Source organism: Pseudotabrizicola sp. 4114 (genome assembly GCF_031457365.1).
Classification (GTDB): domain Bacteria; phylum Pseudomonadota; class Alphaproteobacteria; order Rhodobacterales; family Rhodobacteraceae; genus Pseudotabrizicola.
Map to the genome: position 1 here is coordinate 44321 of NZ_JAVDWP010000016.1, position 16789 is coordinate 61109.

Below are 16789 nucleotides of genomic sequence, written 5' to 3' on the forward strand. Positions count from 1 at the left end.
ACTGCCGAAGAGAGTCGGCACGCCATGCATCATTCACAAGTCCGGTTCGAGCGAGTGAAGCTGAGGAAAAGTTTCGGCGATGGCATTGATCGATGCCACCGCGTCTGAGGCAGAGGACAGAACCTATTGGATCAATCCGAAGGCGACAATCTTCTCGGCCAGTTCCTCAATCCCGTCGATGGTGCGCATTGACGGATTCATCGCCTCGGCGCGCATCACGAAGTAATGCCCGGCCTGCACGGCAGGGATCTGACTGGCGACCGCATCGCTCGTCAAAAACGCGATCTTGCTGGCCGGATCGTCGCCTTGGTTGAAGCGACGGTCCATGCCTGCCAGAACAATCACCGCAGGCCCGGATCTGGCGATGCTCTCCCAGCTGACCCATGGCCATTCATCATCGGAACGGATGACATTGCGCGCATTCAGACTGCTCAGCATATATGCGGGTGCCCCGTTGCTGCCGGCAACGGAAGCGTCCATGTCGATCTCGGGGCTGGTGAACCAGAACAACACCGGCACATCCTTTGCCTCGGCGGCATGGGCAATTGCAGCGGCTTCGCGTGCCTTCAGTCCGGCGATCAGAGCCTCTCCCCGATCCTGCACATCAAAGATCGCGGCAAGGTCTGTGATCGCGTGATAGACCTGATCCATTGTGAACGGCTCCACCCTCTGGCCGTTGCCGCCCGAGGAATTGTCTTTGCCCGTGCAATCCATCGGCGCCTGCCAGGTTTGTATTCCCAGATCCGCGAACTGTTCGGGCGTGCCGACCGCACCCTGAGGGCCGACATGCCATTCGAATTCGGTCAGCACCAAAGAGGGTTTGACACTGACGACGGATTCGAAGCTTGGAGCCTCGTCCGCAAGGCGGGGAATGCCAGCATTCGCAGCCTGAAGCGCTTCGGGCAGCGGTCCTAGCCAGACTGCGGTTCCGGCAATCCTGTCACCCAGATCCAACGCAAACAGAATTTCATGCACCGCCTGCCCCAGGGAAACCACCTTTTCCGGAGGTTCTTCAAAGACAAGCGTTCTGCCGCAATTCCCGATCGAAAGCGGGTAGACCGTCGGCTCGGCCTGTGCAGCGACGGGCTTCAGAAAAGGTGACAGCAGCAGGGCTGCGAGAATTGCACAGATTTTCATGGATACTCCCTTCAATGTGGTTTCTGCGCGCTGAGGATGAAGCGACGGTAGACCCTTGTGCGCAGGCGGTTGCGCCACCCCTGGTTGACCCGTTGGGCCCTGGCGATGGGGTCGTGCGGGATCTCCCGGACATCTGCAAAGCCTCCATGCTGCAGCATGGGCGCAAGCCGGGCAAAGGTGAGACCTTGCGAGAACGGCAACCGGCGCATGATGTCGGCATGGCGCAGGCTCATGGCACCATCGTAATACGGGTCGGGCGCGATCTGCTCCCACCGGGCCAGAATCCACGCAGCCCAGTGACCGGAGGGACGCGGCCGTGTCCAGTCGCCATCAAAGACCAGCAACCGCCCGCCGGGACGCAGAATCCGGAGCCATTCGGCAAACGCGGCTTGAGGGTCGGTCAAGGTCCAGACCAGATGGCGGCATAGGATTGCATCATAAGCCGCCTCCGGCTCCATCGTGTTCTGGGCATCGGCCAGGATGAAGCGAAGGCGCGGTTTGCCCGCATGCTTTGCCCGCGCCACAGCCAGCATTGCTTCCGAAAAATCCAGCGCTGTCACCTCATGGCCAAGACCATGAACAAGCTGCGTCACCTCTCCCGTTCCGCAGGCCAGTTCCAGCACACGCGCAGGCGCGGTCCCCAGATGTGACATCGGTGCCGCCCATGCAGCGGCCTCTGGCCCCGGCGGGATATGATGACCGAAGGCCAGATCAAAGGTCTGCGCCCGCCGCGACCAGTAGTCACGGATGTCTTCGACCAGATGATGATTTGCTGTCACGGTGCTGCTTTCAGGATTGCCTCGAACCGGTCACGGGCGCGTTTTGGCAGATCCTCGGGCAGCGTGAGTGCAGCCGCTTTGCCAACCTCGATCACCATCACCATTCCCATGGCGTAATGCGGGGTGCATTTGATGCCATAGAGGCCGGGCTCCGTCAGGGTGACGGTGAAATCTTCGTTGATCCTGCTTCTGAAGGGGGCCGCGCCTGCAGGGATCATGCTGGCAATCGTTTCGGCATTATGCCCGGACTGCGTCGGAATGAACCGCACGCTGTCGCCCGGTTCGATGCTCAGGAACTCGGGTTCATAGATCATAGGCCCATGTTCGTTTCGCGAATACATCCTGACCTTGTGCGTTTCGGCAAACACGGGGCTGACGGCCAGCCAGCCGAGAAAAAAGGCTGCATGCTTCATCAGGACTCCTCCAGATTGTGAAAACGGAAAATCGTCGTATCGTCAGCGGGATCGCGGAGCAGTGTTGCGCGGACGCGGAAAATGGCAGCCATCCGTTCCGGTGTCAGAACCTGCTGCGGGGGGCCGCAGGCGACCAGTTCACCCGCCTGCATCACGCCCAGACGGTCGCAGGCCATGGCCTGATTCAGGTCATGCAGGGCCATCACCACAGTGACGGGAAGGCGGCTGATCAGGCGCAACAGGGAAAGCTGATGATGAATGTCCAGATGGTTCGTCGGCTCATCCAGCATCATCAGGCGCGGCCGCTGCGCCAGCGCGCGGGCAATATGCACACGCTGGCGCTCACCGCCTGACAGCGTTGACCATGCGTGATCCGCCATATCGCGCATGCCGACAGCACACAGGGCTTGATCCACGATCGCCGTATCTGCCGCGCCAAAAGGCGCGAGTGCCGAAAGCCAGGGCGTGCGGCCAAGCTCGACCGCATCCCGGACGCTCAGGGCTTCAGACGTGTCGGCCATTTGTTCGACTAAGGCGATCCGTTGCGCCACGTCCCGCCGGGTGAACGCCGTGATCGGCTGGCCATCCAGCAGCACCGAGCCTTGGGCGCGCGGAATCAGGCCTGCCATCAGACGCAGCAACGTGGACTTGCCCGAGCCGTTCGGGCCGACAAGGCCAAATGTTTCGCCGGGCCGGATGGCAAGTGTCACAGCACTGACGATCTGGCGCCCGCCCGCTCCCCACCCCAAGGCAACTGCTTCAAGTTTCAAAGCCGCCTCCGGTTCCGGATCAGGATCATTGCAAAGCCGGGCGCACCCACCAGCGCGGTCACGACACCGATGGGCACCACCTGCCCGGCTATCAAGATACGGGAGACGATATCGGCGGCGATCAGGAACAAGGCCCCTGCCAGTGCCGAAGCCGGGACCAAACGGCCATGCCGTGACCCGACCACAAATCGCATTGCATGCGGTATCACCAGCCCGACGAAGCCGATAGAGCCGACAAGGCTGACCATCGTGGCGGTCATCAGCGTGACGGCACCGATCAACACGATCTGCACCTGACGCACCGAAATTCCCAGCGAAGCCGCCGAAGACGCGCCGAATGAAAAGGCATCCATCGCGCGGGTGAACCACAGGCAGGCCAGAAACCCAAACCCCACAGCGGGGGTGGCAAGCCAGACATCCGGCCACCGCACACCGGACAGGTTGCCCAGAAGCCAAAACATGATGCCGCGTGCCTGTTCCGCATTGGCAGATTTCGCGATGAAAAAAGCAGTCAGCGCATTGAACAGTTGTGATCCGGCAATGCCCGCCAGCACCAGCTGCGCCGATCCGCCACCCGCCGCGCGCGCCAGCGCCGCAACAAGCGCAAAGGCCAGCGTTGCCCCGCCAAACGCCCCGGCGGATATGCCGATGGCACCACCGCCGAGGCCTAGGATGGTGACCGCGACAGCACCGGTTCCGGCCCCCGCCGAGACGCCCAGAAGATAGGGATCGGCCAGCGCATTGCGCACCAAAGCCTGAAGCACGACCCCCGAAAGCGCAAGCCCGGCTCCGCAAGCCGCAGCTATCAGGGTGCGCGGCAAGCGGTAGCTCCAGACAATGCCCGCATCGATCGGATCGACGATGAACTCTGCGCTCAACAGATTGTTCATCACGACGGCACCAACCGTGGCCAATGGCAGCGGCGTCTCGCCAATAACCACACCGGCAACGATCGCCACCAGAAGAACGGCCACTCCCGACAGCCCCCAGAACGCAACCGGACGCAGGGTGGAACGGACGGGAGCGGTCTCGACCGTCATTTCAGGTCAGACTCTGCCAAAGCGTCGGCCAGTGTTTCCAGCGCCGCTATGTTGCGGATCGACGGGTCCATGCTATGCGCATCAAGAATGACAACCCGGTCCTTCGTGACCGCATCCATCAGGCTGACGACCGGATCACTGCGCAGGAATTCCAGCTTTTTATCGATATCATCCGCCTCGAAACGGCGACGCTCCATCCGGGCGGCCACGATGATAGTGGGGTTGGCCCGCGAGATGGTTTCCCAGCTTACGACGGGCCATTCCTCATCGCTGCTGACCACATTTTCAAGGCCAAGTGCCTGCATCATATTGGCTGGCGCGCCACCCTGCCCCGCGACATAGGGATCAATGTCCATTTCTGCAGACGAGAACCAGAATACTGCGGTCGCGTTGCCCAGAGTCAGCGCTTGCGCTTTCTCAATGGCGGCCGCCTCGCGCGCCCTCAGGTCAGCAACCAGCGCGTCCCCGCGATCCCCGACATCGAAAATCTGCGCAAGCTCCGTGATCCCCTGATAGAGGCTGTCCATCTCATACTGTTCAAGCCGGGTGCCATCGGACCCGGCAGTGTTGTCCTTGCCAATGCAATCGGCAGGCAGCGTATATGTCGGGATACCGAGATCCGCGAACTGTTCGCGCGTGGCGACAATGCCCTGCGCCCCGACATGCCATTCATACTGCACGGCCACCAGCCCGGGGCGCTTGGCCACCACGCTTTCAAAACTCGGGTCATTGTCGGCGATTCGCTCGATACCGGCGTTCAACACCTCGAATTCCGGCAGGACATCCGTAAACCAAACGGATGTTCCCTGAACCTTGTCGCCAAGCCCAAGGGAATACAGGATTTCCGTTGCGGCCTGTCCGACAGTCACCACGCTTTCCGGCGCGGCCTCAAAGGTCACGTCTACCCCGCAATTGGTCAGAGTCAAGGGATAGGCCGTTTCGGCATGCACAGGAACTGCTAGCCAGAGGACAGCACTTCCGGCTGCCGTGAAGGATCGTCTGAACATGGGTCGTCTCCAAAGGATATTACGACCGGAGACAGGGAAAGATTGCCGACCCATGGGCTGAATGCCGCGACAGCCGACCGGCGTGACGCATGTGTTCTGGCTGTGACGGCCACGAAAGGCCGCCTTTGGGAATTATTCATTCGACACCTCTCCGGACACCCCGCCCGGTTCGCGTTGCTGACACTGTCGGCAGGTCTCCTGACTGACGGGTCATCACGAACAGCGACCTTCCCATGGCACTGGCCACAGTGGTATTTCGCTGCACGCTCGCCGCCTACAGTTGCGGGGGCAGTTCCGTTTCACCGAAGAACCGGTGACGGATTCCCTTTTGATTCCTTGCGGAAACCGACGCAAAACCGATATGCCCAAAATCCACGGGCTGCAAGCGCCTTGCTTAGAAGCTGTATCTCTCCGGCCGTCGGGGCGGTTCACTTCTGACGGCTATTGCACAGAGCGTTCCCAATGATAACGAGCTTTCTGGCGACGGCGGTGATGATGGCCGTGTGCGGATTTCCATCCTTGCGGAGGCGATCTGCGAAAGTTTTCATGCTTGCTTTGTGATGTGCCGCGACTGGGGCTGTCTGGAACATCACATGTCGCAGAGCACGGGGATCTCCAGTGATGGCCCGTTTTCTGCGAAGTGTTCCGCTGGCATGCACGACCAAGGCCAATCCAGTAAGTGCGGCAACCTGTTCCCTGGTGATGGTGTGAACCTCGGTGGTCTGGCGATCGGGATCACGCAACATGATCCTCTCGCCGAAGGATTTGATGCGGTTCATCTGTGCTTCGACGCGGCTTCGGATATGGTGGCGGTGATCTGACCCCTTTTCAAGTTGCGCCGGGTCCGGCGGCGTGATCCTGGCGAAATGTCCGCTTCTACATGCTGGCAAGGTTGCGTTTGCGCGTGCGGAGAACGTCCGGAAACCGCCCACTTCGTCGATCAACGCTCCCAGTCTCGCTCCTCTGATTTCACAGGCTCCAATGCCAGCCGCCGCTCAGCTTTGCGCGCTTCTCGCAAGGTCAACCCAAACGCCACATGTGACTTCGCGGCCGAAACAACCGCACGCGCGATCCACTTCCGCTGATCCGCATCCTCGAAATCAACAGCCAACGCATCGGTCCGACCGCTGGCGAGTTCCGCTACAACCTCTTTGCCATACCGCTGACGCAGTTCATCAGCGAACCGCTCAGCATGGGCATCGCCCCGGAACTCTACCTTTCCATCCGCCTGCATGATGCGGCCCATCGACCCGAGGGCCCGCAGCAGCCGATCATTCTCAGGGACGACCTCATGCGCCCGGGCATGATCGATTAGCTTGGCCGCAGCTTCATAGAACCCTTCGATATCATCGACGACCTTCCGGCTTTGATCCGGATTCCTTAAGTCAGCACGCCGCCTCCCGGACAGGGTTGCCAAGTCACTGCGCACCCAATCGCGTTCTTCCCAGGCATTGGCGGCACCGGTTTCCAGCCGCTCAGCCATGCGATCACCGCTGAGACCCAGGGCCACTGCCTTGCCGACGATGTCCGTTTTCAGCCGATCTGAGGCACCTGGCTGCAGATCAATGGCCTCCCTGCCCTGTGTCAGGCGGTCACCCTCAAGACCCGTTGCATAGAGTTTGGTCTGCGGCACCATCTGCAAGAGCTGTACGCCACGGGCATCACCCAACCCCTTGGCGACGTCGATGGCATAGCCATAGAGCTCGTCCCGCATGTCCTTGCGCTCGGCGACAGGCATCTTCCGGATCTTACCTTCAGCCTCAGCCATCCAGCCGCTGAAATGCCGGTCCAGATCAGCGCGCTCTGCTGTGGCCACATCACCCGGAAACGGCTGCAGCACCCCACCCCTTCGCAGCGCCTCTTCCGCTTTGGCGATCTTCTCGCCAATTTCTGGCAGACCCGTCAGCGCCGCTAGGTGCTGGAGACTCCGAAACGCATCCGCCGTGCGCGCCATCGTGGCCAGGGCATCTTCCAGCGCCTTACCCTCGCGCGGCCGTTCTTCCGGCGCACGCCCCTCAGCCCGCGCACGCTCGATCTCTGCCCGGGACGGGCCATAGGTCAGCAACCCGCGCTCGGCGCGCGAGGTGGCATCCAAAAACACGCCCTCCTCGGCCGCAATCGCCACCATCCGCTGCTTCATGACCTCCAGATTGAAGACATGCTCCTTGGCCATGAAGAACCAGCTGTCATTCACTGTGCCTCGGTTGTTGATCACCATGTGGACATGCGGGTGCGACTTGTCGGTGTGCAGGGCCGCAACGTAGGACCAGACATCGTCCTGATGCTCACCCGACTGGAACATCTCGAAGGCCCAGGCCTCGGCAATCAGCTTTGCCTTCTCTGGCCGGACATGGGACGGTAAGCTCATCAGCAGATGAGTGGTATGACCGTTCTTCGGCGAGCCACGCCAGTCCTCCGCCCAGTCACCGACGATCTCGTTGCGCTCGTCCTTGGTCAGACCCTTTGCGTCAGCGTCCAGCACGACCCCGTTGCCGAAGATCGAGGCTGATTTTGAGAACAGATAGTTCATCTGCGCCGCCAGCTCCTTGGCGTTCGCTGTTCCACCCTTGCCGATCTTCTTCAGCACCGCCGCGTTCGAGCCCAGCGAAAACCGCCACAGCTGGCTGGCCCGGGTCGAGAAACTGAACCCCCGCTTGGACGACGAATTGCCCGCCTTCACCCGACCCTGCTGCGGCCGCAGGAAGTTGATCTCGCCCAGAACGGCCTCTGCCAGCCCGATGGGCCGCGACCCAAACTTAACCATGGCGTGCCCCCTCCTGGCTTTCCGCAAACTTCCGGAACAGCGCCACACCCTGCCGCCGGCGTTCGGCGATGACCTGGCTCAGCGCTTTCGCCACCATCGGCAATGACCGGCGCAACTCATCCACGGACGCCCACTGCGCCTTGACCATCGGGGCACGACCCCGGTTCGCAGCCAGGGCGATCTGGTTCACATTGGTGCCGATCTTGCCCAACTCATAGCGGATTTCCTCCAGACGCGGGCTGTCTTCCCGGCTGAACTCGAGGAAACCGGAGGCCATCCGCACGATAGAGCGCACCCCGTCCGAGCGGGATTTCGCGCCAAGTTGGGTGCAGAGCGCGTCGAAGGCATGCAGTTCTTCGGCAGGCAGGCGGCAACTCACAACCTGACCGGAGCCATCTGCAGTAGGGCGACCGCGCCGGATGCCCCCGATCGGCCTTGATGGCAAAGAGTTGGGCGGAACCGCATTTGACGGCTTTGTCTTCGATTTGGATCGAACGTCACCAGAAGGAGATTTTACCATCGCAACCAACCATCGAATTATTGTAGACACATCGCATTTCCTGCCACTCTTCCTACCCCCTCCTTCACCTCCCTTTCAAGCACAATCTAAGCGCGACTTTTGTACTTGAAGATTGTGGCGGCCTTGGTTAATCCCGAGCCACCCAATGCGTTTCACTGATCGCTGAACGCACAAGGCAAGACAGGGATTTGCACCCCTTGCCATGCCGCGAGAGGTGGATTTTCCCCTCATATTGTGGGCTTAAAGCTCTGTTTTATTTATCTTTCTGAAGCTTTCGCTTGGCGTTCAGGAACCGGAGAAAGGATATATGGGATGCGTATTGTGGCATCAGTGATGTGTGTTCGGGGTTGCGCCCTGTGGCACACGCATTGCGCGATCAGATAAAAGACATACGCATCCGGTAATCAGACAAACGATTAAAGTGATACGCCTTGTGCAATAAGACTTGCGCGAGACGATTTCTGATATCCGCAATGCGCGTTCAGATTAAAGCGATGTGAATTAAGATAAAAGATTTACGCGATCCGCATTGTGGGAAATGCAATTCGATAAGTGAGGAAAGTGGTATGGGTTACGGGATACGTGTTGTGCTGGTAATGAACCGCAAGGGGGGATCGGGCAAGAGCACCCTCTGCCGCGCCTTGGCTTCTGCTGCGGCTGCACGAGGCGAGACGGTGACGATCTTCGACACCGATGCCTCAAAATCCTGCCTCAAGTGGATGCAGGCGGGAAAGGAGGCAGGCAACTGGTCTCCTTTGGTTGAAGTGATCCATACGCTGGATGCGCACCGGGTGGCAGAAGCCATCGGGCAGATCTATGAGCAGCCCGATCAAGAGCACCTGATCCTGATCGACACCTTCGGCGGCGGATCTGAAGCGCAAGACGTTCTGGCGGTCGCAGCACACCGGATCATCTGCCCGATGATGCTGTCGCGCGGCGATCTGAGCGAGACGCTGGAAACGGCCAACTGGTACCTGAAGCTTCGTGGCCGAGTGGAAAATCCGGGCGAACTTGCGGGATTTTCTGTGTTGCTCAACCGGGTGCCTGTGCGGGTGTCAGAGACAGAGCGAGCGATGGCTGAACAGCTGTTCCAGTCCTTGCCTGCCCTTGAGACCTATCTTGGTAGCCGCGCCGCTTATGTTCGGATGGACAGAGAAGGGCTTCTCGGGGTGATCGCGGACAAGACGCCAAATCGGGCGCTTGCTGCGCATGTCCAGAGTGCCGTGAAGGAGGCAGGGGACCTTCTGGAGGAAATTGACCAGCTGATCTTGACACCGGTGGAGATCACATGATGGCGCAGCGCAAGGACATGATGCGGATCATCCGCCAGGACGCGGGGTTTTCGGCCAAGCTGGGCTTCGGCGGGAACGCGGGAGCTAGTAATCTGGCCGATCGGGAAATCTCGGTACCGTCGAAGTCGGTTGACGCAGCGGCCGAGACCAATCCTTCGTCACGACGGATTGCGCCTGCGGCCACGCCAAGTGGCAACGGAGGCGAAGTCAGCGCCAGACCCATCGGGCACAAAGAAGAGTCCCGGGACGAGGTAAAGGTCTTCGGCGCCCAAAAGGCTTGGGATGTGAAGGCGACTGGCATTGCCAGCGGGTCCGCTGCCCGCGGGCATGTTGTCCATGTCGCATTGTCGCTGACCACCCGGCAGGCGCGACTGGCGGAAGCTTGGGCCACCGCTGCGCGTTGCACCGTCCAGTTTCTGATCCGCCGCGTTGCCCAAGGTCTGCGCGATCAAGTCTTTGACGACTGGGAACGTGATGGGATGCCGGAAGTTCAGGAATCCCGCGGCGCACGGGGCAAGCATCCGACCAGCGTGACCTTGACCTTGCGGCCACAGTTTGCGGCAGATCTCGCGAAAATCCATGACCCGCTTGGCATTCTTGGATTGGCGCGCGCCATGGGCCCCGCCTACCGCGCGCGGTTCCAGGAGGCGTTCGACGAAGCCTTGGCCAAGGCGAAAATTCAGACAACAAACGAGGGAGACGAACGATGACCAGCACAAAAGCCCCTGCCCTCGAGCGCACCATCCCGCCGTCTGAACTCGACATCGGCACGCCCGTCGAATGGATGGTCGATCCAGATCGGCGCGAGACGATCCTCGGGGTGACGTATGAGTTCAGTCAAACCGGCGAGCGCAAGACCGTTTGGTACACGCCCAACAAGCGGCGGGCGAAACGGTTCGTGGTTGTGACCGATCTGCAAGCGTCGTGATGTTAGCCCTGCCGTTTAAGCCGAAGCCCACCCATTCGCACACAGCAGGCTTGATAACTATTATCAAGCCTGCCATCTTCAAGGTCTAGCATTTCGGAGGTCATTATGATCAGCGCAGACCTTGGATCGCAGCTTGAAGGCTTCGTCACGAAGCTTGTCGAGACCGGCCGCTATAATTCCAAGAGTGAGGTGCTACGCGAAGGCATTCGCCTGATACAGGAGCGCGAGGCAAGACTCGCCGTATTGGATCAGGCGCTTGCCAAAGGCATCTCAGATGCCGAGTCCGGACTCACGAAACCGGCCGAAGAGGTGTTTGCGCGACTGGGAGCCAAGTATCAGGCTATGGGTCGCCCTGCGGAATGATCGTCGAACTTACCGCTGCAGCAGAAGCTGACCTAGAAGCGATCGGCGACTACATCGCTCAAGACAATCCGGTTCGAGCCCTGAGTTTCGTGCGAGAGCTTTCTCGCAGCTGCTTGGAACTCGCAGACATGCCGGAGGCTTGGCCGATCGTCCCACGATATGAACATTATGGCGTTCGCCGTCGGGTGTATGGGCGGTATCTGATTTTCTGTCGCGTTGCAGAGGGTAGGATCACTATCCTGCATGTCATGAATGGCGCGATGGATGTCGAGGTGATCCTGTTTCCTAGCGGCTGAGGGTTTGCCTGCCAAGTTTGGGAACCGATGCGACCCGGCGGCTTGCGCCACCGGGCCTGATCTGCGGGGTCTTAGCCGGCGAACTGATCCTCGCGGTCGACCAGTTCAGGGTCTTCGCCTTCACCTGCCTTCGGGCGGCTCAGGAAATCGACCTTCTCGGCGATGATCTCGCAGCCGTAGCGGTCGACCCCGGCGGCATCGGTCCACTTGGTGTAGTGGATGCGGCCGTGAACCATCACCTTCATGCCCTTTTCGCAGGTATCGGCGACCGTCTTGCCGAGACCGTTGAAGCAGGTGATGCGGTGCCATTCAGTGTCCATCACGCGGTAGCCGTTCTCGTCGCGCTGGATCCGACCTTCGGACAGGCGAGGGCGCGAAGTGGCGAGGGTGAAGTTGGTGATCTTGGTCCCGCCCTGCGTGGTGCGGACTTCCGGGGACTGACCGATGTTGCCGGCGAGGATGACGATGTTCTGCATGTGAAGCTCCTGTATCTGGCTGAAGGGACCATCCCTTCGACAAGACCCGAATGAAGCCTGTCGGTTGAGGCTTGCACGGTGGCCCTTTCGCCACCGGAAACCCCCCAAGGCCGGGGTGGTGCGGGCAGGGAGCGGCACGCGACCAACACGGCCCGGCCCTGAGCGGGGTTTCGAGCCAGAGGCCGAACAGGCTTAGGGGATTGTCCGTCGAAGGGAGGTGCCTGAGCCGGGATCACGGGAAGCGGCAAGGCAGAACCGCTCAAACGAGCAAATGGCAGTGTCAGGCCCGGGGAGAAAGAACCCGGAAAGAGGGAGGGCCATATCAACGACAGCGCGCGACTTGCAACGCCAGGAATGCCGATGGGGCCAGCCCGACAAAGGAGGCGAGTTGAAGCGACAAACCGAATGTAAAGTCGGCAAATGCGGGTCACTGGCCAGTGTCGCGATCTGCGATCCATGGGCATGAGTTTGATGGTTCGTGCCGCCCTGAACGCGCCAGTCCGATGTCGCGGCGGGGTTGCCGAGAGGATGCAAGGAAATAGCGGCAAGGTCGGTTGTGGGCGCGACTCCAGCGGCTGTTACGTGCGCAGACCAAACTGTCGCTGCGCAAGGACTAGTTAAGAGGATAAGACCCGCATGACAGAGCCTTGCACAAGCCGATAGTCAATGCCGTGCCGCGCTTAGTCGAACAGGCTGGGTTTGGCCGCGGCTTACGCTTTCATGCAATTGCCCATTGGTGCCGACGCCAATGGACCCGCGCCAGCCAGCATTGCCTGGGTGAACAATCCTAGCTGGAATGGCTGTCAAAACAAGGAATTGCTGACGCTGACCAAGGTCTGGGTACAATCGTTACTTCAGATATCGCACCTCTGGAAGCGCAGTCGCATAAGGGAGGGCATAGCCCCGTTTGCGTTTGACTGCGGCCAGTTTCATCAACGAAGTGATCGCCTTGCCTTCGTCATCATGGGTTTCAATCAAGACCTGGCCACGATACCCGATGCGGCCCCACTCGCGAATGAGACATGCGCCGCCAAAAAGGTCACGCTGAACGCTAAGCCGGTAGAACCGACGCATGTTGCAGGCGGGGTCAATCCGCCTCAAGTGGAGGTCGGTTGGGAAGACTTCAAGCTGGACAGGCTGATCAAACATATAGTGATCCAGATGACTGAACTGTCTATATCAGGTAGAAAATCACGTTTCCATCATGATCGCGCTTTTCAACAGCAACGTGTAAAGGAATGTCCTACCCTAAAGGGAAATATCCGTTGAACTAACCGAGAGCCGTGAGATATCGGACAGCTCGCACGGTGCCATTATTCATCCACGCGAGGTGAATGGCACCACATTTGTCGATATCGTCTGAGGTTGAAATTCCAGTCCGGCTGCCCAAAGCGGGGTCTTGCGCCATATCATTTCGTCGATGCCGCCATTGTCTGTACGAGTCAACAGGCCGACCCACTCGAGTGGCATAGCAACAGCGCTAAACAACCCGCCCGCCGGACCACGCCAACCACCGCCGGCACTGGGGCCATAGAGGAGGTTGGCCAGATCGGGGAGCGTGAAGCCGTCCCACGGCATCCGGTTGATCGCGTGCAACCACAAATGCCAGTCTCCGACAGGCGCATCACCTGTGCGCCTGCCTTCGGAATGGTCGAACCGAAACAAGAACGCGGGCGCGATGGTGGCAAAGGCCGCTTCCGGATCGCCTACGAGAGCCATGCCGGGCTTTGTCAGCCGCCAGCCACCGCCCATTTTGCGCCCCAACCGCAAAGAGGTGAGCAGGACGCGAAGATACTCCAAGGGCGGAACGTCGTATTCATTCAAGACCTTGTTGACTGAGAAAAGCTTCTCGACTGTCCAGTTCGGGAAATCCATCCGCCGCACGACCCAATCAGTGCAATGCCGGTTCCAAGCGCCAGACTTGGTCAGCCCGATCTCGCCATGCTCAACCTGATAGGCCGCAACGGTCTGATATGCGCTCAGCATCGGCGCACTTGTTTGCACCAGGTCGCCTCCGGGATGAGGTCGAAACCTAACAGAATTGGTCATGGGGCAGCCATTGAAGTGAACGACAAACGAAAAGATATCTTCGCCAGAATGCGATCTGCCGAACCGTTGCGGCGGCAGGTCATCATAGGCCAGCTCAAATCAAGTTCTCATATTCACGCAGGAAGTCGGCTGTCTGCAAGAACCCCTGACCTTCGAGTTTCAGAACAAGTGCGGAAACTGTGTACTTCGGATCTTTCAATCGCGCCCGCATGTCGCGCAGTGCGCCGATTGCGAATGCATGATCGAGATCCATGGCATTCGAGATAAAGTCATCAGGCGACATGACTTCGATGCCCCACCGATCAAGTATCTCTTGCGGGAAGTCCTTGAGATTGTCGGTGACCAGCGTGTCGCAGCGAGCTGCGATGGCGGCTGCCAAAACATGCTCATCGCCGGGATCGGGCAACAATCCGATCAGGTCCGGGCCTGAGTTCGGAAACACCATCGCTTCTGGAAATGCCCGCTCGATAGCACGGCGTTGACGGCCAGGATCAGCCGTGCCCTTTGAGATCGCCAAGATCGCCTTTTCAGTCTCGTCCAGAATGCGCGCGGACCAGTACGGCCGAAACAAGCCAGCCTCAGCCAAACTCAGAATGATGTTTCGCTTGAGGCCACCTCCAAGGACGCAAGCATCAATGATGGCAGCGTATCGGTTCATCGGGCCGCTCAAATCAGGTCGCCCTCCGCGTCCAGCCCCGCAAGTTCAGACAGAGCATCAGATCGGGCTTGGCCGCGTTCGGCCATGTAGGCAAAAAGATCCTCTGCCCGGACACGACGATGGCGACCAACCGTTGTGAACGGGATATCGCCCTTTTCGAGCAACTTAATCAGGAAGGGCCGGGAGACATTCAGCATATCTGCCGCTTCTTGCGTCGTGAGCTCAGCTTCGACCGGGATCATGCGAAACCCGCGGCCAGTAGAAATCAGGCGTAGAATATCGAGCAAGGTATCGGTGAGCGCCGGCATAAGCGTGATGTTGCGAGTCTCGCCGCCGCCGACGGCGAGCGAGAGGTCGACCGGCTGGCCCTCGGTCACCTGGGAAGCGATGATGTGACGAAGTTGATCTGCGTTGTTGATCTCGACCTTTGTGGGTAGCCGGTTCGAGAACCGCTCCTTGTGCAATGCCGCCATTTTGCCCTCCTGCGTCGCCGTTCGGCGTCCATCTAGAGATGGGTGTGCCATGCAATCGAAGCAAGCGCAATATTCGAATTATTCGAAACACTCGGACATCTTGGGCGTGAGAAGGTTTCCAGCCAGGCTCCGTGATCCTTCTGTATCCAATGGCCTCCGGCCTTGCAGCACAGGCAGCCCAAGTTTCAACCTTGAGTGAAGGCCAGCGTTGCGTCAAGGTCGGCCAAGTATTGTGCCCCGAGGAGTAATTATGGACCCCATTGCCATCTTCTTTCTTTTTTGGATGATTACCGCGCCGATCTTCTTGGTCCTCTGGGTCCTCAGCCGCCTGAAGCTCAACAAGCTGATCGCAGATACCCAGAAGGAGGCTGATTTAAGCCGCGCCGCACTCACGAAGAGCGAAGCAGAGCACGATGCCACAAAGGCGAAGTATTCCTCCATCATCTCGCAGGAGGCTGAGGTCACTCTGTTGCGGGCAACCGCCGGCACATTGTCAGCCGACATCGAGAAGCTGCGCGCCTCTTACGCCGAAAAGCGAGGCCTGTTCGACCGGCTCGAACAGCAGATGGCCATCTATGATGAACGCTTGGCCTTTGCCGAACTGGGGATCTATGAACCACATTTCGATTTCACCGACAGCGAAGCCTTCAAGGCCAGCATCATCGCCGTGCGCGATCGCCAGAAAGCGATGATCTCAGCGAAACGCGCGACCAACTGCCCGACAGAATGGACCGTAGAGGGGAGCAAGGCCAAAGGTCAGACCATGATCAACCGCCAGACACGCCTGACCATGCGTGCCTTTAACAATGAGTGCGAAGCCTCGATTGCGAATGTTCGCTGGAACAACGTGGTGGCGATGGAAAAGCGTATACATGCGGCCGCCACTGCTATCGACAAGGAAAATACCTCCCTTAACCTCACCCTGAACGACGGCTATGTTGCGCTCAAGATCGAAGAACTGCGGCTGACCCACGAATATCGCGAACGCCTGAAGACCGAGAAGGAAGAGCGCAGCGAGATGTCCCGCGCGGAACGCGAAGAACGGAAGTTAATCGCCGAGGCGGAGGCAGCCGAGCGTGAGGAGATCAAATACCAAGCATTGCTCGAAAAGGCGCGCAAGGAGGCCAACGGCGATGGAAACAGGAAACGGATCGAAGAGCTGGAGGCTGCCCTTGCTGAGGCTCATGCGGCCAGCGAGCGCGCACGCGCCATGGCCGAAATGACTCGTTCTGGCTATGTCTACATCATTTCCAATGTCGGCTCCTTCGGTGAGGACGTCGTGAAAATTGGCCTGACCCGCAGGCTCGATCCCGATGACCGGGTGCGCGAGCTTGGCGATGCGAGCGTTCCGTTTAGTTTTGACACCCATGCCATGATCTACAGTGATGCGGCGCCCGCCTTGGAGTTTGCCCTTCACAAGGAATTTGCCGATCGCCGGATCAACATGTCGAACTTCCGTAAGGAATTCTTCCGGGTGTCTCTGGATGAAGTAGAGGAGGCCGTCGCCCGCCTGGCACCAACCGCCAGCTTCTTCAAGGATCGGGAAGCGCAGGAATGGTACGAGACAATGGCACGGCGCAATGTCGAGCTATTGGACCTTCAGTCTGCCGCTGCGAAAAGTCTGCCGACATCGATCTGATGTCTGGCGACTATCCGCAGCAAAGCGGCAGACGATGGAAGAGACAGGGGGCTCACGCCCCCTTCTCGAACTTCAGTACCGGGATGCCGAGCTTCTTGGCCTTGTCGGCGAGGTTTTCCTGGATGCCATTGCCCGGGAAGACGAGAACGCCTACGGGGAGCACGTCCAGCATGGCGTCGTTGCGC

20 protein-coding genes, 1 pseudogene and 1 riboswitch are annotated in these 16789 nt (G+C 59.6%); of the genes and pseudogenes, 6 read left to right on the forward strand and 15 right to left on the reverse strand.

Going from position 1 to position 16789, the window contains the following annotated elements; all coding sequences use genetic code 11:
* Positions 1-123 precede the first annotated feature (123 nt).
* The 10 genes and pseudogenes from J2X53_RS20395 to mobC all read right to left on the reverse strand — a co-directional run bounded on the left by J2X53_RS20395 (position 124) and on the right by mobC (position 8289).
* Positions 124-1137, reverse strand: coding sequence for an ABC transporter substrate-binding protein (locus J2X53_RS20395; RefSeq protein ID WP_349039339.1), 1014 nt, complete (start codon positions 1135-1137; stop codon positions 124-126).
* Between the two features lie 11 nt (positions 1138-1148).
* Positions 1149-1916 (reverse strand): class I SAM-dependent methyltransferase, encoded by a 768-nt coding sequence (locus J2X53_RS20400; RefSeq protein WP_349039340.1) that lies wholly within the window; start codon positions 1914-1916, stop codon positions 1149-1151.
* Positions 1913-2329, reverse strand: coding sequence for a pseudoazurin (locus tag J2X53_RS20405; RefSeq protein WP_349039341.1), 417 nt, complete (start codon positions 2327-2329; stop codon positions 1913-1915). The genes J2X53_RS20400 and J2X53_RS20405 overlap by 4 nt, the downstream gene beginning before the upstream one ends.
* Positions 2329-3099, reverse strand: coding sequence for an ABC transporter ATP-binding protein (locus tag J2X53_RS20410; RefSeq protein ID WP_349039342.1), 771 nt, complete (start codon positions 3097-3099; stop codon positions 2329-2331). Before J2X53_RS20410 ends, J2X53_RS20405 begins: the two co-directional genes overlap by 1 nt.
* Entirely contained in the window at positions 3096-4139 is a 1044-nt protein-coding gene (locus tag J2X53_RS20415) for an iron ABC transporter permease (RefSeq protein WP_349039343.1), read from the reverse strand. Before J2X53_RS20415 ends, J2X53_RS20410 begins: the two co-directional genes overlap by 4 nt.
* The gene (locus tag J2X53_RS20420) at positions 4136-5146 is read right to left on the reverse strand and encodes an ABC transporter substrate-binding protein (RefSeq protein ID WP_349039344.1); all 1011 of its coding nucleotides are present in this window, start codon (positions 5144-5146) and stop codon (positions 4136-4138) included. The genes J2X53_RS20415 and J2X53_RS20420 overlap by 4 nt, the downstream gene beginning before the upstream one ends.
* Positions 5147-5316: 170 nt before the next feature.
* A riboswitch (cobalamin riboswitch) is annotated at positions 5317-5511 on the reverse strand.
* 63 nt (positions 5512-5574) lie between these two features.
* Positions 5575-5850, reverse strand: coding sequence for a transposase (locus tag J2X53_RS20425; RefSeq protein ID WP_349039359.1), 276 nt, complete (start codon positions 5848-5850; stop codon positions 5575-5577).
* Between the two features lie 3 nt (positions 5851-5853).
* Positions 5854-5955: pseudogene (locus J2X53_RS20430) on the reverse strand (IS5/IS1182 family transposase); the annotation flags it as partial.
* A gap of 131 nt (positions 5956-6086) precedes the next feature.
* Complete coding sequence (locus J2X53_RS20435; protein WP_349039345.1) at positions 6087-7826, reverse strand: relaxase/mobilization nuclease domain-containing protein; 1740 nt, start codon at positions 7824-7826, stop codon at positions 6087-6089.
* 76 nt (positions 7827-7902) lie between these two features.
* Positions 7903-8289 (reverse strand): plasmid mobilization relaxosome protein MobC, encoded by a 387-nt coding sequence (gene mobC, locus J2X53_RS20440; RefSeq protein WP_349039346.1) that lies wholly within the window; start codon positions 8287-8289, stop codon positions 7903-7905.
* A 707-nt stretch (positions 8290-8996) separates the two neighbouring features.
* Here mobC and J2X53_RS20445 point away from each other — a divergent pair.
* From J2X53_RS20445 to J2X53_RS20465, 5 genes are all read left to right on the forward strand, one after another.
* Complete coding sequence (locus J2X53_RS20445) at positions 8997-9722, forward strand: division plane positioning ATPase MipZ (protein WP_349039347.1); 726 nt, start codon at positions 8997-8999, stop codon at positions 9720-9722.
* The gene (locus J2X53_RS20450) at positions 9719-10432 is read left to right on the forward strand and encodes a hypothetical protein (RefSeq protein ID WP_349039348.1); all 714 of its coding nucleotides are present in this window, start codon (positions 9719-9721) and stop codon (positions 10430-10432) included. Before J2X53_RS20445 ends, J2X53_RS20450 begins: the two co-directional genes overlap by 4 nt.
* On the forward strand, positions 10429-10650 hold the full coding sequence (locus J2X53_RS20455) for a hypothetical protein (RefSeq protein ID WP_349039349.1): 222 nt from the start codon (positions 10429-10431) through the stop codon (positions 10648-10650). Before J2X53_RS20450 ends, J2X53_RS20455 begins: the two co-directional genes overlap by 4 nt.
* Positions 10651-10755: 105 nt before the next feature.
* Positions 10756-11013, forward strand: a complete 258-nt coding sequence (locus J2X53_RS20460; RefSeq protein ID WP_349039350.1) for a type II toxin-antitoxin system ParD family antitoxin — start codon at positions 10756-10758, stop codon at positions 11011-11013.
* On the forward strand, positions 11010-11309 hold the full coding sequence (locus tag J2X53_RS20465) for a type II toxin-antitoxin system RelE/ParE family toxin (protein ID WP_349039351.1): 300 nt from the start codon (positions 11010-11012) through the stop codon (positions 11307-11309). The genes J2X53_RS20460 and J2X53_RS20465 overlap by 4 nt, the downstream gene beginning before the upstream one ends.
* A 71-nt stretch (positions 11310-11380) precedes the next feature.
* On the opposite strand, the gene J2X53_RS20470 is transcribed toward J2X53_RS20465, so the two are convergent.
* The 5 genes from J2X53_RS20470 to J2X53_RS20490 all read right to left on the reverse strand — a co-directional run bounded on the left by J2X53_RS20470 (position 11381) and on the right by J2X53_RS20490 (position 14965).
* Complete coding sequence (locus J2X53_RS20470; RefSeq protein WP_349039352.1) at positions 11381-11785, reverse strand: single-stranded DNA-binding protein; 405 nt, start codon at positions 11783-11785, stop codon at positions 11381-11383.
* An 849-nt stretch (positions 11786-12634) separates the two neighbouring features.
* The gene (locus J2X53_RS20475) at positions 12635-12934 is read right to left on the reverse strand and encodes a WGR domain-containing protein (protein WP_349039353.1); all 300 of its coding nucleotides are present in this window, start codon (positions 12932-12934) and stop codon (positions 12635-12637) included.
* Positions 12935-13102: 168 nt separating this feature from the next.
* Positions 13103-13834: a hypothetical protein gene (locus tag J2X53_RS20480; protein ID WP_349039354.1), complete on the reverse strand. Its 732-nt coding sequence runs from the start codon at positions 13832-13834 to the stop codon at positions 13103-13105.
* Between the two features lie 94 nt (positions 13835-13928).
* Positions 13929-14504, reverse strand: a complete 576-nt coding sequence (locus tag J2X53_RS20485) for a PIN domain-containing protein (RefSeq protein ID WP_349039355.1) — start codon at positions 14502-14504, stop codon at positions 13929-13931.
* On the reverse strand, positions 14501-14965 hold the full coding sequence (locus J2X53_RS20490; RefSeq protein ID WP_349039356.1) for a helix-turn-helix domain-containing protein: 465 nt from the start codon (positions 14963-14965) through the stop codon (positions 14501-14503). Before J2X53_RS20490 ends, J2X53_RS20485 begins: the two co-directional genes overlap by 4 nt.
* Before the next feature lie 250 nt (positions 14966-15215).
* Between J2X53_RS20490 and J2X53_RS20495 the strand changes: the two genes are divergently transcribed.
* Positions 15216-16604, forward strand: coding sequence for a DUF4041 domain-containing protein (locus J2X53_RS20495; protein WP_349039357.1), 1389 nt, complete (start codon positions 15216-15218; stop codon positions 16602-16604).
* Positions 16605-16789: the final 185 nt, after the last annotated feature.

Bases quoted from the DNA above. Each gene is read 5' to 3' on its own strand.
- J2X53_RS20450 (WP_349039348.1), top strand. From the start codon at position 9,719: ATGATGGCGCAGCGCAAGGACATGATGCGGATCATCCGCCAGGACGCG.
- J2X53_RS20480 (WP_349039354.1), bottom strand. From the start codon at position 13,834: ATGACCAATTCTGTTAGGTTTCGACCTCATCCCGGAGGCGACCTGGTG.
- J2X53_RS20470 (WP_349039352.1), bottom strand. From the start codon at position 11,785: ATGCAGAACATCGTCATCCTCGCCGGCAACATCGGTCAGTCCCCGGAA.
- J2X53_RS20455 (WP_349039349.1), top strand. From the start codon at position 10,429: ATGACCAGCACAAAAGCCCCTGCCCTCGAGCGCACCATCCCGCCGTCT.
- J2X53_RS20405 (WP_349039341.1), bottom strand. From the start codon at position 2,329: ATGAAGCATGCAGCCTTTTTTCTCGGCTGGCTGGCCGTCAGCCCCGTG.
- J2X53_RS20490 (WP_349039356.1), bottom strand. From the start codon at position 14,965: ATGGCGGCATTGCACAAGGAGCGGTTCTCGAACCGGCTACCCACAAAG.
- J2X53_RS20465 (WP_349039351.1), top strand. From the start codon at position 11,010: ATGATCGTCGAACTTACCGCTGCAGCAGAAGCTGACCTAGAAGCGATC.
- J2X53_RS20420 (WP_349039344.1), bottom strand. From the start codon at position 5,146: ATGTTCAGACGATCCTTCACGGCAGCCGGAAGTGCTGTCCTCTGGCTA.
- J2X53_RS20395 (WP_349039339.1), bottom strand. From the start codon at position 1,137: ATGAAAATCTGTGCAATTCTCGCAGCCCTGCTGCTGTCACCTTTTCTG.
- J2X53_RS20495 (WP_349039357.1), top strand. From the start codon at position 15,216: ATGGACCCCATTGCCATCTTCTTTCTTTTTTGGATGATTACCGCGCCG.
- J2X53_RS20460 (WP_349039350.1), top strand. From the start codon at position 10,756: ATGATCAGCGCAGACCTTGGATCGCAGCTTGAAGGCTTCGTCACGAAG.
- J2X53_RS20415 (WP_349039343.1), bottom strand. From the start codon at position 4,139: ATGACGGTCGAGACCGCTCCCGTCCGTTCCACCCTGCGTCCGGTTGCG.
- J2X53_RS20475 (WP_349039353.1), bottom strand. From the start codon at position 12,934: ATGTTTGATCAGCCTGTCCAGCTTGAAGTCTTCCCAACCGACCTCCAC.
- J2X53_RS20445 (WP_349039347.1), top strand. From the start codon at position 8,997: ATGGGTTACGGGATACGTGTTGTGCTGGTAATGAACCGCAAGGGGGGA.